Genomic DNA, 24510 nt, shown 5'->3' on the forward strand with positions numbered 1-24510 from the left:
ATTAATTGATATCTGCCTCATATGATTCACTATCCATGTCTAAAGGCACATAGCTGCTTGGAGCCGGCTCTGAGCGGATCCTTGTCCCCGCTTCACCGTGGAGGGCCTGGGCCGCCTTTTCCAGGGAAGTGATAATGGCGCTCCTGCCGGGCAGGGCTCTCACAAACTCCATACATGCTTCTACTTTGGGAAGCATGCTTCCCTTTGCAAACTGGCCTGACTTTATATAGGCATCCGCCTCCTTTAGGGTCAGCTCTGAAAGTGCCCTCTGGTCCGGCTGGTTGTAATTGATATAGACCTGGTCCACGGCCGTCAGAATGATCAGCATATCTGCCTTCAGCTCCTGGGCCAGTTTACTGCTGGATCTGTCCTTGTCAATGACAGCATCGATCCCGTGTATTCCCTGGTCATCCTCCACCACGGGGATCCCTCCGCCGCCCACAGCGATCACCAGCAGGCCGCTCTGTATCATTTTCCGTATAGCTCCCAGTTCCACGATCCGTTGAGGTGCCGGGGATGGCACGACCCGGCGGTAACCCCGCCCGGCGTCCTCCACAAAGACAAATCCTTTTTCTTTTTCCAGCTTCACGGCCTCCTCATAGGTACAAAAATTTCCAATGGGCTTGGTGGGATTTTCAAAAGCCGGATCATTTTTATCCACCAGGACCTGGGTGACCACACTGACCACCGCCTTACCCAGCTTCCGTTTCAGAAGGCTTTGCTGCAGCGCCTGCTGGAGGTGGTAGCCTATAAATCCCTGGGACATAGCGCCGCACTCCGGAAAGGGCATATATGGGGTACAGGGGCCGTTGGCGGCCGCATAATCCATGGCTGAATTAATGATCCCCACCTGAGGTCCGTTTCCATGGCCTATGATGATCTCATGGCCTTCCGAAGCCAGGTCCGCTATGATCTTTGCAGCGGCGCGGACATGTGTGATCTGCTCCCCGGGCGTGCTGCCCAGGGCATTTCCCCCAAGGGCGACCACGATCCGTTTTTTCATCTTATTCACTGTTTCCTCCAATCAAGGCTCCCGTCAATCCAAAAGCAGATATCAGCAAAGTGTGGCGTAGATCACTGCCTTGATGGTGTGCATACGGTTTTCCGCCTCATCAAATACAACGGACTGTCTTGACTCAAACACCTCGTTGGTGACTTCCATCTCATTGATGCCGAACTTCTTTGCGATCTCCGCGCCGATGGTGGTATTGGTATCATGGAAGGATGGCAGGCAGTGCATGAAAATGGCCGAGGGTTTTGCTTTCTTCATCACCTCTGCATTGACCTGGTAGCCGCGGAGAAGTTTGATCCTTGTGCCCCACACCTCGTCAGGCTCACCCATGGAAACCCATATATCTGTGTAGACCGCATCCGCGTCCTTTGCCCCCTGGTCAATATCCTCTGTAAGACGGACCGTGCATCCGTTTTTCCCTGCGATCTCCCTGGCCCTGCTCACCAGGTCCTCGGCCGGGAACAGTTCCTTTGGCGCGCAGGCAGTAAAGTTAATCCCCATCTTTGCACACGCCACCATGAGTGAATTTCCCATGTTGTTTCTGGCATCGCCCATGTATGTAAAGTTCAGGCCCTTTAAACGGCCAAACTTTTCCTCCAGTGTGAGAAGGTCCGCCAGCATCTGGGTGGGATGGAACTGGTCCGTCAGTCCATTCCACACCGGCACACCTGCGTACTCTGCCAGCTCATCCACGATCTTCTGGTCAAATCCCCTGTACTCGATCCCGTCATACATACGGCCAAGGACCCTTGCCGTATCTGCAATACTCTCTTTTTTCCCCATCTGGCTGCTGCCAGGATCCAGGTAGGTCACTCCCATGCCCAGGTCCATTCCCGCCACCTCAAAGGCACAACGGGTACGGGTGGATGTCTTTTCAAAAAGAAGCACGATGTTTTTGTTCTCCAGATACCTGTGGGGGACGCCGTTTCTTTTCATGTTCTTAAACTCCTTTGACAGATCCAGCAGGTAACGGATCTCTTCCGGCGTATAGTCCAATAATTTCAGATAGTTTCTTCCTCTTACATTGACAGCCATTTTCTCTTCTCCTTTTATATGATTATGATGTTCACTTAAATCTCTTCCCGCTCAAGAGGCATGCTCATACACCGCGGGCCTCCCCTGCCTCTGGACAGCTCTGAACTGGGCATTTCCAGCACCTCTATCCCATTGTCCCGAAGGATGGAATTGGTGATATAGTTCCTGTCATACACCACTACCCTTCCGGGCCGGATACAAAGGGTATTGGATCCGTCATTCCACTGTTCCCGTTCCGAGGCGATCTTGTCCTTACCGCCGCAGCGGATCATGGTCACCTTATCAAGCCCCAGATGGGTGGCCAGAACCACGGGGAGAGGCTGGTCCAGTTCTGTCACGTGGAGCGGCTCTGACTTATCTCCCCTGCATATCTCATAGATGCGCAGGCTTCCCAGGATCCCCGGATGGATGGTGAATTTATCGTAATCCACCTGGGTGCACACGGTATCCAGGTGCATATAAGCCCTGATACTGGGGATATCCAGGGCAAGGATCGTCTCCACCTCACAGCCCTTGTCCTCAAATATATTCTGTGCCAGAAGTTCGATGGCCTCCGGTGTTGTCCTCTGGGAGATTCCCACTGCCAGCACCCTTCTGCTCAGGTTCAGGATATCGCCTCCCTCAATGGAAAATGGGTACTCCCTCTTATAATAGAAAGGGGTGCGTCCGGCATGGTCCGGGTGGTGTTCCAGAATGTATTTGCCAAAAATGGTTTCCCTGCGCCTGGTCCTGGAATACATGCAGTTCAGGCTCACGCCGTTTCCGATGCAGGCAAACGGATCCCTTGTAAAATACAGGTTGGGTATGGGATCTGTGATAAAATAGCTGTCCGACTTCACCAGGCTTACCAGAGGGCTGCCAAAAGCCGGTTTCAGTTCATGGATACCGACACCGGACATGGTCTTTAGCACCAGCTGCTTTTCATCCGGTATATCCATAAGGAACTCATATAACTGGTTCTTAAACTTCTGGGCCGTGTTCCCGCTCTCACTGATAAACTGCTTTACAAAGCTTTCCTTTACAGCCGGATCTGCCTTTAAAACCTCTGCTACCCTGTCTTCCAGGTATACCACCTCCGCCCCGTTTTCCTTTAAAATACCGGCAAACAGGTCATGTTCACTCTGGGCCGTCCTCAAATACGGAATATCGTCAAACAGCAGCCGTTCCAGCTCGTCCGGAACAAGATGTTCCAGCTCTTTTCCCGGCCTGTGGAGCATCACTTTATTCAGCTTTCCTATTTCGCTTTTCACACAGATTGGCATGTTCTTCCTCCCTTGTTCCGTTTTCTACATTTTATTATATTTTCCCCGGATTTTCAGGACATACACAGGTGTTAAAATGGTATTTTAACCTGATTAAAAAGAAGGAGATCACCTCCAAACCACACCGGACACTCATGGAAATCCGCCAAATGTACAATCAAATGAAGGCAGCTGTCTTGGTTTCCATCAGTTTTAAATACAAAAAAATGAAACAGATTTGTCCTAACTTCGGGCAGTCAATGTTTTGTTATATTGGGCCCTGTCAGAAAAAAAGAAAGACAAACCGTTCTTATCCTTGATCTTACTGGACTTTTCCGGTTTGTCTTTATGATACTGTTTCAGTTACATGAACGTTTTTCCGCCTAAAATTTCTACGCAAATTCCTCCGGTCCCACGATTGCTCCGGCCACGGCGCAGGCCGCGGCTGTCCGCGGAGATGCCAGGTAGATCTCCACCTTGGAGGTCCCCATACGGCCCAGGAAGTTGCGGTTGTTGGTTGCGATCACCCGTTCCCCATCGCTTAATATTCCGCCGGTCCGGCCGCAGCACAGTCCGCATCCCGGATGTGTGATAATGGCTCCTGCCTCCGCCAGGGTTTCGATGGCGCCGCAGGCAATGGCCTCCTGGTAGATCCTGCGGCTGGCCGGTGTGACGATCAGCTTCACATAGTCAGCCACCTTTCTGCCCTTTAGCACCTGGGCGGCTGCCACCAGATCCTCCAGCCGTCCATTGGTGCAGGAACCGATGAATACCTGGTCTATGGGTGTTCCCTTCAGTTCCCTTACCGGCCTGATCTTATCCACCTGGGACGGACATGCCATGACCGGTTCAAACTCCTGGGCCTTGTATACAATGGTCCTCTTGTAGACCGCGTCATCATCTCCGGTCAGACTCTTCTGATACTCATCCAACTTGATCCCGCAATATGCTTCCGTCTTTTCATCCGGCGTAAACAGCGCGCATTTGGCGCCTGCTTCAATGGCCATGTTGGCCATGGTCATTCGGCTGGCAACGGTCATGGACTCCACCGTGCTTCCTGAGAACTCCAGCGCCCGGTATGTGGCCCCGTCCGCTCCCAGGTCCCCGATCAGGCGCAGGATAATATCCTTTGACATCACGCCCTCCGGCAGTGTTCCGTCAATGACCACCCGGATGGTTTCCGGAACCTTGATCCACATGGTCCCTGTGCCCAGGATACTTGCCATCTCCGTGTAGCCGATCCCTGAGGAAAATGCTCCCACGCATCCATAGGTAGTGGTATGGCTGTCCGTGCCGAACACCACGTCCCCGGGCTTCACATATCCGGCCTCTGTCATCAGCTGGTGGCAGATCCCGTCACTTCTGTGCACATTCTTCATGCCGTGCTTTGCGGCAAAGGCGTCCCCCACCCGGAAGTGCCTTGTATCATCCAGCTGGCTGGCCGGAACCAGATGGTCGTAGATCAGCACCACCCGGTCAGGATCCCAAAGCTTTGTAAAGCCCATCTCCTCAAACTTTTCAGCCACAAATGGGATGAAAATATCATGGATCATCACACGGTCCACATTGACCGTGACAATATCCCCGGGCTTTACCTGATCCATACCTGTATTATGCTTAATAATCTTTTCAATGATCGTGTTTCCCATTGCAATCTCCTTAATCAAGTCCGTTCAGTTTTCTCATGGCCTTCACCAGCCCGCCTGCGTTTATGATATCAACCAGGTTCTGGGGAAGGGAGGCGATCGTGTATTGCCTTTCCTTGTAATCCACATGGCGATTCACCGTCACCGTTATGCTGTCGCCTTCTGTCATGTCATCATACAGATCCGGCTGCTCTATGAGCAGCAGTCCGTTGTTAATGGAATTACGGAAAAAGATCCTTGCAAAGGATTTGGCGATCACGCACTTGATGCCCAGCGCCTTGATGATCTCCGGTGCCTGCTCCCTGGAGGAACCGCACCCAAAATTTTTGCCCGCAACAATGATATCCCCTTCCCTGATCTGTGCCGCCAGTTCCGGCCGTAGGGGGCTGAAGCCGTATTGTTTCATATCATCAATGGTTTTAAGGGCCAGATATTCCGTTGGGATAATGATGTCCGTGTCAATGTCATCCCCCAGTACCCAGACCCTGCCTGTAAATATTTCCATGATCAAACTTCCTTTCCTTGTCAATTAGCCAGAGCGATTTCACCTGCAATAGCCGATGCGGTCACTGTTGCCGCGGATCCCAGATAAACTTTGGAGCTGGGATGGCCTGCCCGTCCCTTAAAGTTGCGGGTCCCTGTGCTGATCAGTACCTCGTTTTCACCGATCACACCCTGGCAGCTCCCCCAGCACACACTGCAGTTGGGGTTCATGACAATGGCGCCCGCTTCCATGAAAATGTCGATCAGGCCTTCCTTTAATGCCTGCCTGTAGACCTCAAGGCTTGCAGGAACCACCAGGAACCTTACGCTGTCAGCCACTTTCCTGCCTTTTAAAAGCTCTGCTCCAACCCGCAGTTCCTCGATCCGCCCATTGTTGCAGGAACCCAGGAACGCCTCATCAATCTTAACTCCGCACACATCCTTTGCAGGCACCACGTCATCCACAAAGTCAGGCCTTGCCACAACCGGCTGGATCTTTGACAGGTCAAAGGTATACTCCCTCACATAGACCGCATCCGGATCGCTGGTAAAGACAGCCTTTGACTCACGCCCCCGCTCCCTCAGATACTCCAGGGCAGCCTCATCCGCCTCAAAGATACCGGTCTTGGCGCCTGCCTCCACGGCCAGGTTGCACAGCACCATACGGTCATTGACGCTGAAGGTCCCGGCGCCCTCCCCGCTAAATTCCATCACCTGATAGTTGCACCCGTTGGCCCCCACTTCCCCGATGATGGTCAGCATCAGATCCCTTGGATAGACGCCCTCCGGAAGCCGTCCCACCAGGTTGAACTTTACCGTCTCAGGAACCAGGACCCAGGAGGTCCCGGTCACCATGCCGTAAAGGAAATCCGTACAGCCCACGCCGGTTCCGAATGCCCCCAGTGCGCCGTAGGTACAGGTATGGCTGTCCGCTCCAAAGATCAGCTCACCCGGACATACGTAGTGTTCCATCATGATCTGGTGGCATACGCCCTTTCCTTCCCAGAAGTCGATCTTGTTTTCCCTTGCAAAATCCCTCATCTTTTTCTGGGAAGCCGCTGTCTTTGGATTGTCCGCAGGCACATTGTGATCCACGATGAACACCAGCTTCCTTGCATCCGCGATCCGCGGATTCTTAAGCTTGTTGTTGTACATATCAACGGTCAGATGCGTGGTGCCGTCATTGCTCATAAGGCGGTCCAGCTTCACAGTATGTATATCCCCCGGCTTCACGCTGTCCACGCCGGCTGCTGCTGCTATGATTTTCTCCGCGATTGTCATTCCCATGGCTATGCCTCCTCCTTGTTCAGTGATGCGATCAGTCCGCCCTGATTCAGTATATTCTGCATATATTCAGGAAGCCTGGTGCAGGGGTATTCTTTCCCATTGGCCCGGGCAACTCCCTCTGACAGGGAAAGCTCCATGGCGTCTCCTGTCTCAACCTCATCCGGAAGTTCCTTGCACACAATCACAGGAAGTCCGATATTAATGGAATTTCTATAAAATATCCTGGCAAATGATTTGGCAACCACTGCCTTGACACCCAATGCTTTCAGGACACTTGGCGCCTGTTCCCTGGAGGAACCGCAGCCAAAGTTTTCCCCTCCCACCACATAGTCCCCTTCTTTTACTTTTTGGGGAAAATCAGGATCCAGGGATTCAAATGTATGCACCTTCATCTCGTCAATGGTTGGCAGTAAAAGATACTGCGATGCAATAATCTGATCCGTATCCAGATCATTATGAAATTTAAATATAGTTCCGCCCGACATAAGGTAGTCCTCCTGTTAAAAATATATTGACCAAATACGTGTTTCGTCTCTGCTTATCTATTCTACCACAGAGTTTACTATAATAATAATACATGATAAGAATACTTACCATAGTAACAGGTTATGAAATAAAAAAACCTTTTCCCTCCCGCTGCGTTTAGCAGCAACAGGGAAAAGGGGTTATTCATCCTTCTCCTGATATACGCAGTACCGGGACCTGCCCTTCCTTTTTGCCTCATAGAGGGCCAGGTCGCTCCGCTGCAGCAGCACATCCACATCCAGGTCCGGCCTGTTGCTCTGGGCAATTCCAATGCTGGCCGACACGGTGCACATCTGATCCGATTCCTGAAAAGCGCTTGTCATCCTGTCCAGGAATCCGCCTGCCTCCAGCTCCAGCCGTTCCACGGTACAATCCCCCAGGCGGGCCACCAGGAATTCATCCCCTCCCAGACGGGCCACAAAATCATTGGGAAAGCATTCCGTCAGCAGGACTGCCGTCCGCGACAAAACCGCATCCCCCACCTTGTGTCCATAGGTGTCGTTGACCCCCTTAAAGCGGTCCAGATCAATGTACATCAGGCTTACGGCCCTGTTCCACCGATGATCGTGAATGTATTGGTAAAAGTATCTGCGGTTGTACAGTCCGGTGAGGAAATCCGTATTGGAGCTTTTCAAAATCTGGCGTTCCAGATCGCGTTCCGTGGTAACATCCCGAAAAATACAAAGTTTTCCAACCACATGGTGGAAAATATCGTAAATAGAGTTCTCATGGATCTCCAGCATCTTTTCCGTTCCATCCCTTAAGGCAGCCCTGGCCTCCAGATATCCCTCGCTGTTGATGGTATGCTGTTCCTCAAAGGTGCCGGCCCGCCATTTATAATAGTCTTCCCCCAGCACCTGTTCTTTCAGCGTCTGGAAATACTCTTCAAATTTTGCATTCACATTGACGATCATTCCCTTGTTGTTCCACAGCAGGATGGCGTAAGGCATGCTCTGCAGCAGGATCTCGATCTCTGTGCTCATATTTCCCAGGTCCGTCACATCATGGCCGATCCCCACCGTGCCCAGTATGGTAGTCCCATCCATATCAATGATCGGTGATTTGTAGGTGCGCAGCTGCCGCATGCCCTGGGAACACTTGACCTCCTCCGTAAACTGAAGGGTGCGCCGGGCCCGGATGACCGCGTCCTCGGATTCCTTGCAGGAGTCTTCCCCGTTTTCAAGATCATCCGGTGAGACTCCCCAGATATAACAGTGACCGCGTCCTGTCACATCCTCCCGCTCCCTGCCCACAACGGAGCAGAATGCTTTATTGACCTTCACATGGGTTCCGTCCAAGGATTTAAACCAGAGCATGTCCGGAATACTGTCAATGGCCGTATCCAGATAATTTTGGGTCATGTACAGATCGCGGCGCAGCTTTATCACCTCCAGAAAGCGCTTGATCCTCACCCTGACCTGCTCCCGGATCAGAGGCCGCGTCCACACCTCGTCCGCCGCCTCCAGATCACAGGCTGCAAGCCGGTCCGTCCACTGCCGTTCCCCGCACACCACCAGTACTGCGTCCTTTTTGCAATTCAGGCGAAGTTCTGAGGGAAGCTCCCCCGTATCCAGATTCCAGATGATGAGACCGCTCTCCCGGATCGTCCCCGGATCCGGCATGTCCCTGACTGCCAAACTATGTGAAAAATGCTCCATTGGCTGAATGGAACCAGCCACTTCCCCAACCATGGGATCCCTGCTGAAAACAGCAATCTGAAGTCTGCAATGATACATGTGATCCACCCCCCGGCACAGCCCGCCTTATGATAAGTAACGCGTCTCAAACTCAGAAGCACTCACAGGCCTTCCGAACAGATACCCCTGTATAAAGTCCGGCGCGGCCTGCTTCACCACCTCGAACTCCTCCAATGTCTCCACGCCCTCCACACAGACCTCCAGGGAGATGCTGTGCGCAAGCTTGATAATATACTCCAGGAAAATATACTCGTAGCTTCCCTTGCTGATTCCTGTAACAAAGCTCCGGTCAATCTTAAGCACATTGGCCGGAAGTTCCTTTAGATGGCTTAGTGATGAATACCCGGTCCCAAAATCATCAATGGCAACCCCGTATCCCGCCTGATGAAGCTCCCTGAATTCCTCATTCAAAAAATGCAAATTGGGCACCCAGCAGCTTTCCGTCAGTTCCAGGATAATCCCCCTGGCGGGAATGTGATCCCTCTGCCTTGCTTTCAGGTATTTTAACAAGCCATTTTCCTTTAGCTGTATGTAAGAAACGTTCACGCTCATGATAAAATCCGGGGCATATGCTTCCCATTTCCTGTACTGCTTCATGCTCTCCTCCAGCACCCATGTCCCTACCTGGGTAATGAGGCGGCTCTCCTCCAGCAAAGGAATGAACTCCGCCGGTGATACCTCCCCATGCTTTGGGGAATGCCACCGAAGCAGTGCTTCAGCCCCGATCACAGCACCCGTTCCTGTTTCCACCTGCGGCTGGTAAAACAGTTCAAATTCACGAAACCCTTCCTTGACGCAGGTATGCAGGCTTTCCTGCAGTTCCATCATACGCAGCTTCTGTCTGTACATTTCCTCTGAGAAAAACACCAGCTGGTTCTTGCCGTTCATCTTGGCGACCTCCACCGCGTTTTCCGCATTCCGAAACAGCTTATGGCATGTCTCTCCGTCCCTTGGGAAAAAGCACGCCCCTGCGGACACGGAGATCATGATCGGCCGGCCTTCCACCACAAAGTGGCTGCCAATGATCATCTGAATGTTTTCATAAATATACCGCACGCCCTCCTCCGTACCGTTTTCCAGGAGGAACACAAACTCATCTCCATCCAGGCGGTAAAGCTGGCACTCCTTTGGAAGCAGGGACGAGATCAGGGCGGACAGCAGGTTCAAAGCCCTGTCCCCCAGGGCGTAGCTGTATTTCTCATTAATATTTTTAAAATCGTCAATGTCCAGCGCTACCATCACCCCCTGCACGTCCTGCCCCCGCTTAAGGAGCAGTTCCGTGTCCTGTTCAAACTGGCTCCGGTTCATGAGCCCTGTGACATTGTCAAATTTATTCTGTTTTCCAATGTTGGAAATCCTTCCGATCATAAAAAGAGGGCGGCCATCCTCATCCTTTTTCACCGTTCCCCTGCATGAGACCCATATGATCTGGCCGGATCTGTTATATACGCGGTATTCCATATCATGATAGTCTTTGGCCCCGTCCCGGATCAGCTGCATATCAGCCAGCCAGCGCTCCTGGTCCTTGGGGATCATGATGGATGACCAGACTGATACGACATCTGTTTCGATCCTGCGGCTGATCTCAAGATCTTTGTATGCGTGATCCGATATATAAAAGGTCCCGTTCTGTATATCCCACAGATATAGATAATCATCCGTGGTCTCGGAAAGCAGTGCCAAAATGACATCCGCTGTAAACTTTACATATTTTATCATATCAGGCATGGTTCTCTTCCCCCGTTGGCCTTATTGGATATCCTGAAATATATCCTGAAATGTGTCCTGAACCCGCTTTCACGCACACTCTGACTATCATTGTATCACGCCGGGGGGGTTGTGTCCATAAGCATATCCGTTCCCTATGCGCCGCTGTACTTGATCTTTTTCAAGAAATCTTCAATGGAATATTCGGTGCCATGTTCATCCACAATACAATAATGATCCTGATTCGCCTGATGGGAAAAGAAATCCACCAGGCTGCCCTCATCCCTGATAATATGGTCATCCACATAAGACCCTTCCCACTGGAAAAGAGTCCTTTTGCCATTCCACCTGGATGAACCGAGCGCGGTCTCATAGCTCTGCGAATCTCCTGGCGCATGGCAAATTTTAGAGATCTCATCCTCCATGACCCGTTCCGCAAATCCCATGTTCACATGGATCCCGTTGGCCTCTCCGCAATATTCATTGATCTGTTCCTTGATCCCCGGAATGAGTTTTTCTTCCCAAAACCGGTTAAATGCCAGTATCTCTTCCCGTTTTCTGCGGTTAGAAATGTAATATTCTGTAGACAATCTTTTTTTCCTCCGTTCAAATATGGTGTACTCTCTAAGTCTCCTCGGCCCATCTTTGCGGCTGAGTTTCCGGGAGTGCACTATGTAGGAAACAGGACATGTACTGCCGCTCACATGTCCCGCATCCTGTTATAAAAACACCCGTATATCCTTCACCAGTCCCTCTTCCAGGCCGATGAGACGGATCGCCATGGCTCTGGATTTTTCATCAGCTGCCTTATATTGGTTCAGATATTTGTTAAGGGACTTGATCCCCATATTACACCCATCCGTCATCAGGTCCGCGATGGTCTCATCTGATTCATTCAGGACCAGCTTCACATTCGTCTTGAGCCATGACATGCTTTTGGCCATAGGGCCCGGCGCCTTTCCCTCATGGTGATGTTCAGCCAGCAGGGATCGTATTTCCTCTTTTACCTTTTGGTGATCCTCTTTGCAATCCAGCAAATACTGCTTAAATTCCTTATTGGAAACATAATCCAGCACTTCATCCAGCGATGCAACGCCCATTTGGGTTCCCGCATCACACTCACACAGCAGTTTTATGGTATCCTGTTCCGTCATTGTTCCTCTCAGCTCCTTATCTCTTTTATAGATAAGTATGGCTGATTTGGCCTCCATTATCCTGCCGGCCACTTCGTCCAGTGAATAGAGATCCCGCTGCCTCCCACGTTTTAAGGATACACCAATTTTTACCAACTATCAACCGAAACCAGTTTCTTACTGAATTCTTCTATTTTCCCTCATGCAAATTCTTAAGGCTTTTCTAATTTTTCTTACAGTTGCATCCCCTGTCTTTACATTTAAAGTTGAAGTGATTAGTATACAGGTGTACTCTCGGAGATTCCGGGAGTACACACAGCTTAAAAGGAGGAATCCGGGTATGATACATATGAAAAAACTTTGTTTCAAGCTAAAGCAGTACGGTACGGACCTGGTCAGGCTTGGCATTGCCAGCTGGCTTTTAACAAACACCATGTTCCTGCTGGGCAGCCATGTCCCGTTCATTACCCTGGACTTTGTAAGGCAGATATCCCTGGAAAGTTTCTTAGGGATCTGGATGGGGATCTATCTGTGTATGGCGTTTCCATACCTTATTTTAACCGGTTCAAACGCCAGGCATGTTTCCCTGGTTCCCAGCACGGCTATCTACATCGCAGCACTGGCCCTTCAGGGCAGCGTTATCCTGTAAGAGGCACACGCCCCGGCTAAGGCCAGGGCAGACCCAGAACAAATATAACAGAATGGATTTCAACCAATGAGAGAACGGACAGATAAATGGCTGACCGGCCGAACACTCCCCATCATCCTGGCAGGTGCCGCCCTGCTGTGGTTTTTGTTTACTGCGTCCATGACGGTTCTGCGCTACCGTCTCAATTACGCATCCGCCTACGATTTCGGAATATTTTCCCAGATGTATTATTACATGGATAAGCTGTGGGAACCTCTGACCACCTGTGAGCGGGATGGGCTTTTATCCCATTTTGCAGTGCATCTGTCCCCTGTCTTTTATGTGCTGCTGCCTTTTTATAAGCTGGTCCCCCGCCCGGAAACCCTGCTGGTGCTTCAGGCGCTCCTGGTCATCAGCGGAATGGTTCCCCTGTATCTCCTGACCAGGGCCTTTGGTTTTTCCCATATCCAGACCCTGTGCTTTGGCTTGGCATACTGTCTGTATCCCGCATTCATGGGGGGATGTTTTTACGATTTCCATGAGAATAAGTTTCTCGCCGTCATCATATTGTGGTGCTTTTATTTTCTGGAAACAGGGCGGTTCAAAACCATGACAGCCATGGTGTGCCTCCTGCTCCTGGTAAAGGAGGATGCCCCGGTTTACGCGGCATGTATAGGTCTTTACGCGTTTTTCTGTAAAAGACAGCGCCGGTACGGAGCGCTCATCTTTGTGGGTTCCTGCCTGTATTTCTGTATGGCCATCTGGTACATCAACCAATTTGGGGACGGTGCCATGATCAACCGGTTTGACAACTTTATCTCAGACAAACGCCTGGGCCTTATAAGCATGTTTAAGACCATACTGGTCAATCCCGCCTATGTGCTGTCACAGATCGCAGTTAAGGACAAGGTGGTTTTCTTTCTTCAGATGCTCCTTCCCCTGGGCTTTCTGCCCCTCCTCACAAAGAACTGGAGAAAATGGCCGCTGCTGATTCCCTTCCTGCTCATCAACCTGATGTCCAACTATAAGTACCAGCACTCCATCCATTACCAGTATACCTACGGTTCCGGCGCCCTGCTGATCTATCTGGCCGCTGTGAATTTCCGCGATTGGAGGGGACAGGACAGGTTCCTGTACGTAAAGTCCCGGCGTTCATCCAGCGGCTTGGAATCCCGGCCTTCGGCCTTGGGCTTAAATTTTCATCTGTTGGTCTGGGGCCTGTTGTGCGGCCTTATCTTTACCGGCATCATTGCCGAGAGCCGGCTGTTTTATGTCCGCACCTATGCCCGCAGCCATGAAAGCGCAGCCCTTGCCAGAGATCTGCTCTCTGAGATCCCACAGGAGGCGTCCGTGCGCTCCTCCACCTTTTTTATCCCTCAATTATCCGGACGGGACGAGATCTATATGATCGACAGCAGTCACTCCGCCCAGTATGTGGTAATAGACAGGAGGCCCGGATATCAGAAGGACCAGGAGGACATACTGGAGGACTGCAGCCAGCAGGGATATGTGATGCTGGGGGAAGTCGATGGATATGTGACCGTGATGAGAGCGGAAGACGAATAGGCTAAGAGCCGTGTCAGGTCATGCCGTGTCACACTGTTTTCACCTGCAGTTCCTTTACCTGCTCATAAAGCCTGCCATATGTTTCATACATACCGTCATACAGTTTTACATGTTCCGGCATGGGCTGATATGCGGTATCGCCGTATGACACAAAACGCGCTGCTGCTGCCTCAAGGCTGTCCAATACCCCGGCGGATACTCCGGCCAGCATACACGCCCCCAGGCAGGCCTGCTCCGATACGCTGCAGACATGGATCTCTTTGTCCAGGACATCTGCCTGGATCTGCAGCCATACAGGGCTGGATGCCCCGCCGCCGGAGGAGATCATCCCTTTGCAGCTACCTCCCACCTGCTCCAGGATCGTCATGCAGTCCCTCAGGGCAAATGCCACCCCCTCCATCACAGACCTTGCCATATGGCTGCCCGTATGGGCAAGATGCAGTCCAAAAAACATTCCCCTGGCATCCGCATCCATGTGGGGCGTCCTCTCCCCTGTAAGATAGGGCAGGAAGATAAGCCCCCCGCTTCCGGCAGGCACACTCCCCGCCATGCGGCTGAGCCTGTCGTAGTCTGATTCGCCGAGTATATTGTTCTTCAGCCACTTAAGGGACATTCCTGCGTTCAGGATCGCTCCATATATGGTATAGGCTTTCCCGGTGCAATGGCAGAAGGTCTGGGTCCGGAACCCGGCATCATACACAGGGTCATTGGAAAAAGCAGATACCTGCCCTCCGGTTCCCACATTGCAGATAAACATCCCTTCCCTAAAAACCCCGTTTCCTATACTCTGGGCCTGCTGGTCACCCATGCCGTAAATGACCTGGACCCGGGGGCTGATGCCTGTAAGTTCAGAACACTCCCTGTCCACCGGTCCCTGGATCTCCCCTGATTCATGGCATTGGGGAAATAGTTCCCTGGGAAACCCGCACAGATCGATCACAGGCCACGCCCAATCGCGTTTTACCACATCAAACATCAGGGTCGCGGAGGCATCCGTGACCTCCGCTCCCATCATCCCTGTCAGTTTATAACGGATATAGTCCTTTGGCTGCATGACCTTATGGATGTTCCTGAAACATTCCGGCTCATGTTTCTTTACCCAGAGCAGGGAGGGAAGGGCGAATCCTGTAAAAATCCGGTTGCGCAGCACATCTGCTTTCAGCTGCGTTGAAAGTATCCGGTCCAGCTCCCCGCATTCCTCTTTTGTCCTCTGATCCAGCCAGAGGATAGCCGGCCGCACCGGCTTTCCTTTCCTGTCCACCATGACCAGTCCGTGCATCTGCCCGGAAAGCCCCACACTGACGATCTCTCGGTATTCCCTGCTGTATCGGGTCCTAAGACGGGAGAGGCAGGAAATCACCGCCTCCCACCACGTATCCGGATCCTGCTGCGCGTAACCGATCTGAGGGATCAAAACATCATAGCCCCTGCTCTCAACTCCGATCACACCTCTCTCAACGTCCAACAGCATGACCTTTACGCTTGATGTGCCTATATCGATTCCCAAAACTGATGCCATTGTTTCTCAATCCCCCATCTTTATTGCGTTTTTTTTAACCGGACTTAAAAATCCCGGATTTCATTATAGCAGATGTGGGGGGAATAATACAGCACTGAATATCAGGCTTTTGCGGGAAGATAAAGAATATGATAGAAACGGGAAAAACCTTGTGATAAAATAGAGAAACGAGGTGATGACATGAAAAAAGACAACGGTCTGTACAGACTTGTATACGAATATTACGAAGCCCGGATCCTCCTGGGCTGTTATACCTGCGGTGACAAGCTCCCATCCATTCCAAAAATATCTGATATCTTCCATCTGGCCCCCACCACCATACGCTCCGCACTGTCCATGCTGGAGCAGGAGAAACTGATAAAAGTCGATGCCAGAAAAGCTGCGGTTGTGACCTATGATCTGTCCCCCAGCCAGATGAAAAAAAATGCTGCCGAATATTTCATACCCAGAAGGGAGGGGATCCTGGGCATTTCCCAATCCGGCTCCTATCTCCTGGAACCCCTCTGGAAAGAGGGGCTGCGCAAATGGGATGACAATGACTGGGAATCCCTTCGCCGCGGTATCATGACCCCCTCGTTAAACATGGTATCCATACCCGTGGAATTCTATCTGCTGGCAGTGGGCGCCCTGGACAACCGGCTGGCCATGAATCTTTTATGGGAAACCGTCCGCTACCTCCGCTTTCCCTACCTTACCAATGGGATGGAGACACTGACTGGCAGAAAGGAACTGGCCGGCTTCTCCCGTGAGGAGACCATTGAGGCATTGCGCGCCGAGGCAGCTCACTCCTACGGCAGATCCCTTCAGGCTCTGTTTGCTTTTATGGACGAAATGTCCCTGGACCCCGGGCTAAAGGATGCCGCGCCAATTCCATTCCACTGGAACATTTACAGGCAAAGGCCCCAGCTTCGCTACTCCTTTGCCTCCCTGCTCATCCGGAAGATTCTAAAAGGCACCTACCCCCAAGGCACCTATCTTCCGTCCCTTCCCCAATTGGTGGACCGGTATGGAATCCCTCTGATGACCGTGCGCCGGACATTGGGGCTGCTGGAAGAGCTTGGTATGACCAGGTCCTACCACGGGAAAGGAACCCTGGTCTGTATGGAGCCGGCCGACATTGATCTTTCCAGATCCTCCATCCGTGAGGGAATCCGGCTTTATGTGGAGAGCCTGCAGCTGCTGCACCTGACCGTCCAAAACATATTCCTGTGTACCTGGGAATCAGCTGACCCTGCAAAACGAGCTGCCCTGATCAGACATTTCCTGTTTCTGCAGTCAGAAGAAAAAAGCTACCTGTGTTTTGAGGCATGCCTCACATTCATAGAGGATCACTGCCCCCTTTCCACGGTGCGGGAGTGTTATGGCAGCATCAAGGTCCTGATGGTATGGAAATATCCACTGATATTATCACGGTTAAAAAACCGCAGCCTACATGCCGAGTACAGGGACTGTGTATCCCGGCTTACAAGCTTTCTCCAGGAGGAAAGACCGGAAATGTTTTCTTCCGAACTGAAGCATCTCTGGGAACAGGAGGAACAGCAGGTCCGCGCCTTCTTGTCCTGATACAATACATCTTCATATTTTAAATCTTCACATCTCAAATCTTAACACCTTAACGCCTGCCGGCCGGTATCCCCGGTCATCTGCCAGGCTGTCCTTGCACTCTGTTCATATCATATCCAAATCCCCTTGTACAGCCGCGGATATCGTGATACAATGAGGTTTATACTTAAATGAGAAAAACATGAGGGGAAACTCTAAGGGGAAGAATATGAAAAGACAAAGGCGCTCCTTTGCAAACATCCTGACCACGGCCCTGGCGGCCGCTTTATCCACGATCCTGACAATTGGCGCAATGTGCGGATGCACTGCAGACCAGGGGGAAAATATTGTTTTTGACAGTACCGGAACCGATGATGGACCGATGATCCCGCTGACTTTTTTCGGTTATAAATATGAAGCACTTAATGTAATGGCAATTGAAGATGCACTTCACGGTTTTATGGATGTATATCCTCATATTTCTATCTCCTATGACGGCATCAAAAGCCCGGAATATTTTGAAGTCCTGGACAAAAGGCTGGACACCGGAAATGGGGATGATATCTTCATGGTAGACCACGAGCATGTCTTGAACCTGGGCGGCAGCGGCAGACTGGCTGACCTTTCCGGGATTTCCACCCTTGATGACTTCAGCGACCTGGCCAAAAGCCAGATGACTGTGGATGGAACCATTCATTACCTTCCCACTTCCATCTCCGCCTTTGGCCTGTACTGCAACCTGGATCTGTTGAAGGAACATGGCCAAAAGGTTCCGGAAAACCTGACGGAGTTTGAGGATGTCTGCAACTACTTTGTCTCCCGGGGCATTACACCTATTGTTGCAAACAATGACATCTCACTAAAAACCATTGTGATCGCAAAATCCCTGCTCCCCTGCTACCAGACCCAGGATACAGTCTCCCGGCTGGCGCGCTTTAACAGCGGGGAAACCAGCCTGGCAGAAGCCCTGCGTCCGGGATTTGAGCTTGTGCAGCAGATGCTGGACCTGGGGTGGGTCGACCGCCAGGAAGCCCTTGCCACCACTAAGACCAAGGATGATCTGGTACTGTTTTCCAGCGGAAAGCAGCCCTTTATGCTCACCGGAGCCTGGGCAGTAACACGCCTGCGTGAACTGGACCCCGGCTTCCGCTTTGAGGTGCATCCTTACCCTGTTATGGATGATGGATGCGTGCTTGTCATCAATGTGGACACCCGTGTCAGCATCAATGGGGACAGCCCTCATCAGAAAGAGGCCATGGAGTTTGTGGAATATCTGACTCAAAGCGAAGTCCTGTGGGAATTTGTGGACAGCCAAAGTTCCTTCAGTCCTCTGAAGGAAAACCGGCTGGCGGAGGATACAGCCATCCAGCCCATCGGCCCTTACCTTACCAATGGCCGCAGTGTGATCGGCTCTGACGATAATCTGAAGTTTCCAATCTGGGATATGTCCCGCCAGTGTATCCGGACCATGCTGGAGGGCGGCAGCGCGGACCTTGCTGTATCCCACATGGAGGGATTGACCGAGGCCTGGAACAATGAAAAGCAGGGGGATGATGCATCATGAAAAAGGGACAAAAAAGGAATATCATCCTGGTATGCCTATCCGTGGCCGTGATCCTTGCGGGAGGCCTTTATTACATTACCTCCGTACAGCGTGCCCTGTGGAATAAATCCGTGACCGATATCCTGGAGGTAACGGTCCAGGGCCGTCATGCCCTTGATACTTATCTGGAAAAGGATAAGGAGATGGTCCACTGGCTGGCCGCCGACCTGGCCGCTGAGAGTTCCTTTCACGAGAATAAACTCCATGAAAAGCTGATACTTGCCGGTGCCGGTAATTCCTCCTGCTTTTGTGTGAATCTGGATACGGGTACCGTCTACACACCGCAGCTGGAAGGGGAATGGCCGCTGGACCCGGATCAACTGGAGATATTCAGGGGCCTTCAGGGCAGCGGAATCCGCAAGCCGTTCCTGGACGGACGCACAGGGGTATGGACCCTTGCGTATTATGAACGTTTTTTATGGCCGGACGGCTCTCAGGGTTTTGTCCAGAAAACGCAGCCCCTGTCGGAGATTGCAGACCGGTTCTCCCTTTCCTTTTACAACAATACCGGATTCTCCTACGTGGTGGACCGGGAAGGGGATATACTGATCCGCTCCCAACACCGCAACAGCAACCGCACCTTCCAGAACCTTTTTGACATCATCGACCTGCAGGGCAATGATTCCCGGGAAATTGATTCTTTCCAGGCTTCCCTGGAAAACAGCCGAAGGGGCGCTGCCCGGTTCCGGTACCAGAAGGAGGACTATGTATTCTGCTATGTCCCCATGGAACAGGTTCCGGACTGGTATGTGGTCTCCATCATCCCCAACCGGGTCATCATGGAGCAGGCAAACAGCATTGTCCAGGATTCCCTGCTGTTTCTTTTTCTGATCTTTGCATGTGCCTCTGTCATGGGAGCATTTTTTATGATCTACCGTAATTCCGCCCGCAGGATCCTCTTGGCTGAGGAAAATGCCCGAAAGGCTGCGGAAAGTGCGAATGCGGCTAAAAGCCGTTTTCTCTCCAATATGTCCCATGATATCCGGACGCCCATGAACGCCATCCTTGGAATGACAAGGCTGGCCATGGATCATATCCATGAATCGGATAAGGTCAGTGATTACCTGAAGAAGATTGGGCTTTCTGGCCAGCTGCTGGTGGGACTGATCAATGATATACTGGATATGTCTAAGATTGAAAGCGGGAAAATGGTGCTGAACCAGGAGACCGCTTCCCTGGAGCCTCTCTTTACCAGCCTTGTGGGCATCATCCAGCCCTCCGCCGCTGCCAAGAACCTGACCTTTGATATACGGCTCCACGGGATCGAACATGAGTCATTGTGTTTTGATTCCCTCCGCCTAAACCAGATCCTGCTGAACCTGCTCTCCAACGCGGTAAAATTCACCCCTGAGGGCGGGTCCGTCAGCGTGGACGTGACAGAGCTTCCTTCCCGCCGTCAAGGCCTGGCTCATCTCAGATTCCGTGTGTCAGATACCGGTATAGGCATGAGCCCGGAATTCCTGGAACATATTTTTGACTCCTTTACCCGTGAACATGATGACCGGGTCAATAAGATAGAGGGCACCGGCCTTGGAATGGCCATTACAAAGATGATCGTGGACAGGATGGATGGCACCATAGTTGTGGAAAGCCGGCCCGGACAGGGTTCCGTATTCACGGTTGACCTGGATCTGCCCATTCCCTCCGGTATTGCCCTGCCGGATATGTCATTGCCCCGCATCCGGATCCTTGTGGCGGATGATGACTCAGATACCTGCCGTTCTGCCAGCGAATTTCTTAAGGAACTGGGAATGACTGCGGACATCACATCCAGCGGACAGGAGGCTGTGGAAAAAGCAGTGGCTGCCCACCTTGAGGGCAGGGATTACGATCTGGCCCTGCTGGACTGGAAAATGCCGGATCTAAGCGGGGTACAGGCAGCACAGGCCATCCGCCTTCAGGCGGGATATGACCTGCCTGTGATCATTGTCTCAGCTTACGACTGGATCAGCATTGAAAAGGAGGCCATGGAAGCAGGGGTCAATGGATTTATCCAGAAACCATTTTTTAAATCCACCCTCTACCACTGTATCCGGCAGCATGTCCTCCATGAGGACGGGTATCCCCAATGGCAGGATGACAGAGTAAACCTTACCGGCAGAAGGATCCTCATGGCAGAGGACAATGAATTGAACAGGGAAATTTCCCTTGAACTGCTCATAAGTGCGGGCGCTCAGGTAGAGACAGCTGTCAATGGTCAGGAATGTGTGGAGTTTTTTGCCCAGTCGGTTCCCGGGTATTTTGACCTGATACTGATGGATATACAGATGCCCATTATGAACGGCTATGACGCGGCCAGGCAGATCCGTACCATGGACCGCCCCGATGCCCTCGCCATCCCCATCTTTGCCATAACGGCAGATGCCTTTGCAGAGGACATGGAGGAGGCTAAAAAAGCCGGAATGAACAGCCATTTAGCAAAACCGCTGGACATTCCGGCTATGATGCAGGAGATCAAGAAATATTTGGAGCCTTAATCATTTTTACTTAACATATCAGCAAGGGTTTGATACAGCAGGTTTGGGTCAATGGACTTGGACAAATGCCCATCCATCCCTGCTGCCAGGGCCTGTACCACATCCTCGTGGAATGCGTCCGCGGTCATGGCTATAATGGGTATGGTCTGCGCCCTGGGCCGGCCGGATCTGCGGATGGCTTCCGTTGCCTGGTATCCATCCATCACAGGCATCTGCACATCCATCAGAATAAGGTCATACAGGTCCCCCTGGGACAGGAATTTTTCCAAAGCTTCTCTGCCATTTTCCGCGTAATCCACTGTAATGCTTGTCATCTTCAGAAGTTCCACGGCAATTTCCCTGTTAAGGTCATTATCCTCTGCCAGAAGTACGTGGCGGCCTGCCAGTTCCGGGTGTTTTGGATGACCCCCAGGGGCTGGGATCATCACCGCCTTGTTGATCCCAGTCACCGTGAGCAGGGTATTATAAAGTGTGGACGCAAAAATAGGTTTTGCCAAAAAGGCATTGGCGCCAGCCTCCCTTGCACGCTGTTCGATCATGCTCCAGTCATAGGCTGTAATGATAATGATGGTGGTATCCTTACCCACCAGTTCCCGGATCCTCCGGGTCACCTCTATGCCGTCAATATCAGGCATCTTCCAGTCAATAAGGCACACGTCATAGTCCTGTCCGACCCGGTGCGCTTCCCCAACCTTTTTCACACATTCCTCACCGGTCATGGCCCAATGCGCCTGAATGCCCAGATTCTTCAGCAAAAGAGATGTATGGGTACAGCTGTCCCTGTCATCATCAGAAACCAGCACCTTCAGGGACTCCAGAGCAGGCTGCTTCTGGGCCTGTATACCGCACTCCCCTTCCGGAACTTCAAAATCCAGTTCCACAGTAAATGCCGTCCCCTTTTCCACCTCACTTTTTACAGAGATCGTCCCTCCCATCAGTGTGACCAGGTTTTTGGTGATCGCCATTCCAAGGCCGGTTCCGCCAAACCTCTTTCCCGTGTACGCGCTCTCCTGCTCAAAGGGTGTGAACAGCCGTTCCATAAACTCCCGGCTCATGCCGATACCGGTATCACCGACTGTAAACCGCATGCGCGCCCTGGTGCCCGCATGCTGCAGCTGACGGATCTCCATACGTATGGTACCTCCCCCGGGTGTGAACTTAAGTGCATTGGATAAAAGGTTGAGCAGCACCTGGTTCAGTCTCAGGGCGTCCCCCACCAGAACGGTATCTGTAAGTTCCACCAGCGGAACGGTAAAGGCCAGCCCCTTTTCCAATGCCTGGGGATAAATAATGGAAGTAATGGACTCTGCCACTGTTTCCAGGTTAAATACTTCATGGGCGATCTGCATTTTACCCTCGTCAATTTTGGACATATCCAGAATGTCGTTGATCAGGGACATCAGGTGCTTGGATGAATATCCGATTTTCTCCAGACAATCTTCTACTCTCTGGCGTTCTTCTATATATGCGGCAGCAATGGTGGTCATACCAATGATCGCGTTCATAGGGGTACGGATCTCGTGGCTCATCCGGGAAAGGAAGTCCGACTTGGCGCGGTTCGCCCGCTCCGCCACAGTCAGAGCATCCCTCAGGGCTTCTGTCTGTTCGGTCAGCTTTTTCTGCATCCTTCTCATCTCCGTCACATCCGTGATATCAATGAAGATCGCAAGGTAAACCGGGCATCCTTCCTGCCAGTCCACACAGGTGGCATTGATCTGAAGCCACAGAGCCTGTCCATATCTGCTCTCCACATGCATGACAAAATGGAGCGGTGCGCCTGAAAGCATGTCTGCCCTATACTCATTAATGGTTTCAATGTTATCCTGTATATTCTTCCTGTATAAAGAGCTTGTGACGCGGTTGCCATCTTTCCCAAAGTATTCCAAAAAACGGGAATTTGCTTCCAGCAAGGTGAGGTTAACATCTCCCCCTGTCTGCCGGACCTGATATTTGGCCACAAATCCCGGCAGGCTTTCGTATGTAACGGACTGCTCCTTCTGCATGTGCACCACTTTATCAATATTGGTAAGTACAGAATAGGCCACCTGGTATCCATCGATATATTCGTCTGCAAACCTGGTTGAAAACTGCACCCACACATGATCTCCATTTCTGCGGCGGATCCGTGAAACCATCTGATATCCGGTCTGATGGGCCGCGATGGCATTGAGCACGGTCTGCGAAAGTTCATTCCACTCAGCCTGGTCATTCTCATAATAGAGGTCGGGCCGGTTATGGAACCTTGCCTCATATTCGTCTTTTGGCCAGCCGATGAGTTTATAGTAATACTCATTTGCCCAAACCAGGGTAAAATGTTCATCCAACAGATGTTTGCTCACACTGACTCCCAACAGATGCATCAGTGTGCTGTATTCATAGCCTGCCATGGGGCCTGCTGCCAGTCCTGCTGCCGGTCCTGTTGCCCTGTCTGCCATAGGGCCTGCTGCCCGGCCTTCCATTTGACCCTCATTATCCTCCATTGTTTCAATTTCCAGTTCAGCCATCTCAATGCTTCCTCCCAGCCGTAATTCACTATCTGATCCTATCTATTCTCAGGAATGCCGGACATGCATTCACTTAAAAGCCTTTGCAGGTTCAAAAATCCCGGAGCTGCTTAAGCTGGATGCCGGAAATACTTCCATTCCTCCCCCGCCTGGCTGTGCCATCCTCCCACCCCCTTTATCTCCTGGGCTTCCCTCTAACCTTGTTCATGTTGATACCTTTCAATCATAACACAGAAAAGACAAAAGTTCAACGATGCTGTCACTTACCATTTGCGCGCCCCCTGTATGTGGATAAAACGCGCCTGTTCATACACGTAGGAATCCAGCGGGCGCATATACGCATCATAACTGTGGGCTGCCACCAGGATGTGCCCACCTTCCACGGCGACAATGACCGGGCTATGGTAATACCCGTTTCTGTTGCCCAACTGCACAATATCCCCCGGCTGCACCCCGCCCTCATCAGTCACTGCCCCGTAAGGACCTACGGATCTGTTTTTTACCAGGAAGCGGTAAAGATACTCCACTCCTGTCCAGCTTGGACTTCTGTCTGAACTGCTGTTATAATACCATCCCAAGGTGGGGGTATAATTCATAACCCTGCTCCCCGCATAAATACACTGGGACGCAAAATTAGTGCAGTCTCCTCCCAAATGTTCAAAATCCAGATAGCGCGGATTTCTTCCCATAGCCCACTGCCTGGCGTATTGTAAAGCCGCCTCCCGGTCATAACCTGTTTCTTTCAACATCGCACACCCGAATGCATTATTTATTATCTATCATATGACGGAGGGATTGATTATATCATTCAGGTTGGCGGGGGAATCGGATTTAAAATAAGGATCAAAAAGGAAAAGCGCTGAAAGTGTTACTACACATAGCAACAACTTAAGCGCTTATTTACG

The 24510-nt window shown here is 51.6% G+C and carries 19 protein-coding genes; 5 read left to right on the forward strand and 14 right to left on the reverse strand.

Annotation, left to right across the window (positions count from 1 at the left end; translation table 11 throughout):
- Position 1: 1 nt before the first annotated feature.
- The 11 genes from arcC to HMPREF9469_RS03005 all read right to left on the reverse strand — a co-directional run bounded on the left by arcC (position 2) and on the right by HMPREF9469_RS03005 (position 11787).
- Positions 2–1003 carry a carbamate kinase gene (gene arcC / locus HMPREF9469_RS02950; RefSeq protein ID WP_045092142.1) on the reverse strand — a complete coding sequence of 334 codons (1002 nt, stop codon included), beginning with the start codon at positions 1001–1003 and terminating at the stop codon, positions 2–4.
- Between the two features lie 51 nt (positions 1004–1054).
- Positions 1055–2047 carry an ornithine carbamoyltransferase gene (gene argF / locus HMPREF9469_RS02955; RefSeq protein ID WP_007859019.1) on the reverse strand — a complete coding sequence of 331 codons (993 nt, stop codon included), beginning with the start codon at positions 2045–2047 and terminating at the stop codon, positions 1055–1057.
- Between the two features lie 35 nt (positions 2048–2082).
- Entirely contained in the window at positions 2083–3309 is a 1227-nt protein-coding gene (gene arcA, locus HMPREF9469_RS02960; protein WP_007859021.1) for an arginine deiminase, read from the reverse strand.
- 371 nt (positions 3310–3680) lie between these two features.
- Positions 3681–4937, reverse strand: a complete 1257-nt coding sequence (locus tag HMPREF9469_RS02970) for a 3-isopropylmalate dehydratase large subunit (RefSeq protein ID WP_007859024.1) — start codon at positions 4935–4937, stop codon at positions 3681–3683.
- A 10-nt stretch (positions 4938–4947) separates the two neighbouring features.
- Positions 4948–5439, reverse strand: a complete 492-nt coding sequence (locus tag HMPREF9469_RS02975; protein ID WP_007859026.1) for a LeuD/DmdB family oxidoreductase small subunit — start codon at positions 5437–5439, stop codon at positions 4948–4950.
- A gap of 20 nt (positions 5440–5459) precedes the next feature.
- Positions 5460–6704, reverse strand: a complete 1245-nt coding sequence (locus HMPREF9469_RS02980) for a 3-isopropylmalate dehydratase large subunit (RefSeq protein ID WP_007859028.1) — start codon at positions 6702–6704, stop codon at positions 5460–5462.
- Between the two features lie 2 nt (positions 6705–6706).
- Positions 6707–7189 carry a LeuD/DmdB family oxidoreductase small subunit gene (locus tag HMPREF9469_RS02985; protein WP_007859030.1) on the reverse strand — a complete coding sequence of 161 codons (483 nt, stop codon included), beginning with the start codon at positions 7187–7189 and terminating at the stop codon, positions 6707–6709.
- Positions 7190–7369: 180 nt separating this feature from the next.
- Positions 7370–8965 carry a sensor domain-containing diguanylate cyclase gene (locus tag HMPREF9469_RS02990; RefSeq protein WP_040414916.1) on the reverse strand — a complete coding sequence of 532 codons (1596 nt, stop codon included), beginning with the start codon at positions 8963–8965 and terminating at the stop codon, positions 7370–7372.
- Between the two features lie 27 nt (positions 8966–8992).
- Positions 8993–10654 (reverse strand): bifunctional diguanylate cyclase/phosphodiesterase, encoded by a 1662-nt coding sequence (locus HMPREF9469_RS02995; protein ID WP_007859035.1) that lies wholly within the window; start codon positions 10652–10654, stop codon positions 8993–8995.
- Between the two features lie 134 nt (positions 10655–10788).
- Positions 10789–11223 carry a hypothetical protein gene (locus tag HMPREF9469_RS03000; RefSeq protein WP_007859037.1) on the reverse strand — a complete coding sequence of 145 codons (435 nt, stop codon included), beginning with the start codon at positions 11221–11223 and terminating at the stop codon, positions 10789–10791.
- Positions 11224–11352: 129 nt separating this feature from the next.
- The gene (locus HMPREF9469_RS03005; protein WP_007859038.1) at positions 11353–11787 is read right to left on the reverse strand and encodes a hypothetical protein; all 435 of its coding nucleotides are present in this window, start codon (positions 11785–11787) and stop codon (positions 11353–11355) included.
- A gap of 319 nt (positions 11788–12106) precedes the next feature.
- Here HMPREF9469_RS03005 and HMPREF9469_RS03010 point away from each other — a divergent pair, with 319 nt between their 5' ends.
- Entirely contained in the window at positions 12107–12415 is a 309-nt protein-coding gene (locus HMPREF9469_RS03010; protein ID WP_007859040.1) for a hypothetical protein, read from the forward strand.
- Between the two features lie 66 nt (positions 12416–12481).
- The gene (locus HMPREF9469_RS03015) at positions 12482–13960 is read left to right on the forward strand and encodes a DUF2079 domain-containing protein (RefSeq protein ID WP_007859041.1); all 1479 of its coding nucleotides are present in this window, start codon (positions 12482–12484) and stop codon (positions 13958–13960) included.
- A gap of 28 nt (positions 13961–13988) precedes the next feature.
- On the opposite strand, the gene xylB is transcribed toward HMPREF9469_RS03015, so the two are convergent.
- Complete coding sequence (gene xylB, locus HMPREF9469_RS03020) at positions 13989–15479, reverse strand: xylulokinase (RefSeq protein ID WP_007859042.1); 1491 nt, start codon at positions 15477–15479, stop codon at positions 13989–13991.
- Between the two features lie 180 nt (positions 15480–15659).
- On the opposite strand from xylB, the gene HMPREF9469_RS03025 reads away from it, so the two are divergent.
- From HMPREF9469_RS03025 to HMPREF9469_RS03035, 3 genes are all read left to right on the forward strand, one after another.
- Positions 15660–17042, forward strand: a complete 1383-nt coding sequence (locus HMPREF9469_RS03025) for a GntR family transcriptional regulator (protein ID WP_007859044.1) — start codon at positions 15660–15662, stop codon at positions 17040–17042.
- A 208-nt stretch (positions 17043–17250) separates the two neighbouring features.
- Positions 17251–18585: an ABC transporter substrate-binding protein gene (locus HMPREF9469_RS03030; RefSeq protein WP_007859050.1), complete on the forward strand. Its 1335-nt coding sequence runs from the start codon at positions 17251–17253 to the stop codon at positions 18583–18585.
- Positions 18582–21101, forward strand: coding sequence for a response regulator (locus HMPREF9469_RS03035; RefSeq protein WP_007859058.1), 2520 nt, complete (start codon positions 18582–18584; stop codon positions 21099–21101). The genes HMPREF9469_RS03030 and HMPREF9469_RS03035 overlap by 4 nt, the downstream gene beginning before the upstream one ends.
- Here HMPREF9469_RS03035 and HMPREF9469_RS03040 read toward each other — a convergent pair.
- Positions 21098–23536, reverse strand: coding sequence for a response regulator (locus tag HMPREF9469_RS03040; RefSeq protein WP_040415434.1), 2439 nt, complete (start codon positions 23534–23536; stop codon positions 21098–21100). The two genes, HMPREF9469_RS03035 and HMPREF9469_RS03040, sit on opposite strands and share 4 nt — an antisense overlap.
- A 332-nt stretch (positions 23537–23868) precedes the next feature.
- Positions 23869–24351 carry an amidase domain-containing protein gene (locus HMPREF9469_RS03045; RefSeq protein ID WP_195415296.1) on the reverse strand — a complete coding sequence of 161 codons (483 nt, stop codon included), beginning with the start codon at positions 24349–24351 and terminating at the stop codon, positions 23869–23871.
- Positions 24352–24510: the final 159 nt, after the last annotated feature.

Origin of the sequence: [Clostridium] citroniae WAL-17108, from assembly GCF_000233455.1 — a bacterium.
In the GTDB taxonomy this organism is placed as follows: domain Bacteria; phylum Bacillota; class Clostridia; order Lachnospirales; family Lachnospiraceae; genus Enterocloster; species Enterocloster citroniae.

Coding starts and splice junctions, on each gene's coding strand:
- arcC (WP_045092142.1), bottom strand. CDS start 1,003: ATGAAAAAACGGATCGTGGTCGCCCTTGGGGGAAATGCCCTGGGCAGC.
- argF (WP_007859019.1), bottom strand. CDS start 2,047: ATGGCTGTCAATGTAAGAGGAAGAAACTATCTGAAATTATTGGACTAT.
- arcA (WP_007859021.1), bottom strand. CDS start 3,309: ATGCCAATCTGTGTGAAAAGCGAAATAGGAAAGCTGAATAAAGTGATG.
- HMPREF9469_RS02970 (WP_007859024.1), bottom strand. CDS start 4,937: ATGGGAAACACGATCATTGAAAAGATTATTAAGCATAATACAGGTATG.
- HMPREF9469_RS02975 (WP_007859026.1), bottom strand. CDS start 5,439: ATGGAAATATTTACAGGCAGGGTCTGGGTACTGGGGGATGACATTGAC.
- HMPREF9469_RS02980 (WP_007859028.1), bottom strand. CDS start 6,704: ATGGGAATGACAATCGCGGAGAAAATCATAGCAGCAGCAGCCGGCGTG.
- HMPREF9469_RS02985 (WP_007859030.1), bottom strand. CDS start 7,189: ATGTCGGGCGGAACTATATTTAAATTTCATAATGATCTGGATACGGAT.
- HMPREF9469_RS02990 (WP_040414916.1), bottom strand. CDS start 8,965: ATGTATCATTGCAGACTTCAGATTGCTGTTTTCAGCAGGGATCCCATG.
- HMPREF9469_RS02995 (WP_007859035.1), bottom strand. CDS start 10,654: ATGCCTGATATGATAAAATATGTAAAGTTTACAGCGGATGTCATTTTG.
- HMPREF9469_RS03005 (WP_007859038.1), bottom strand. CDS start 11,787: ATGACGGAACAGGATACCATAAAACTGCTGTGTGAGTGTGATGCGGGA.
- HMPREF9469_RS03010 (WP_007859040.1), top strand. CDS start 12,107: ATGATACATATGAAAAAACTTTGTTTCAAGCTAAAGCAGTACGGTACG.
- HMPREF9469_RS03015 (WP_007859041.1), top strand. CDS start 12,482: ATGAGAGAACGGACAGATAAATGGCTGACCGGCCGAACACTCCCCATC.
- xylB (WP_007859042.1), bottom strand. CDS start 15,479: ATGGCATCAGTTTTGGGAATCGATATAGGCACATCAAGCGTAAAGGTC.
- HMPREF9469_RS03025 (WP_007859044.1), top strand. CDS start 15,660: ATGAAAAAAGACAACGGTCTGTACAGACTTGTATACGAATATTACGAA.
- HMPREF9469_RS03030 (WP_007859050.1), top strand. CDS start 17,251: ATGAAAAGACAAAGGCGCTCCTTTGCAAACATCCTGACCACGGCCCTG.
- HMPREF9469_RS03035 (WP_007859058.1), top strand. CDS start 18,582: ATGAAAAAGGGACAAAAAAGGAATATCATCCTGGTATGCCTATCCGTG.
- HMPREF9469_RS03040 (WP_040415434.1), bottom strand. CDS start 23,536: ATGGCAGACAGGGCAACAGGACCGGCAGCAGGACTGGCAGCAGGCCCC.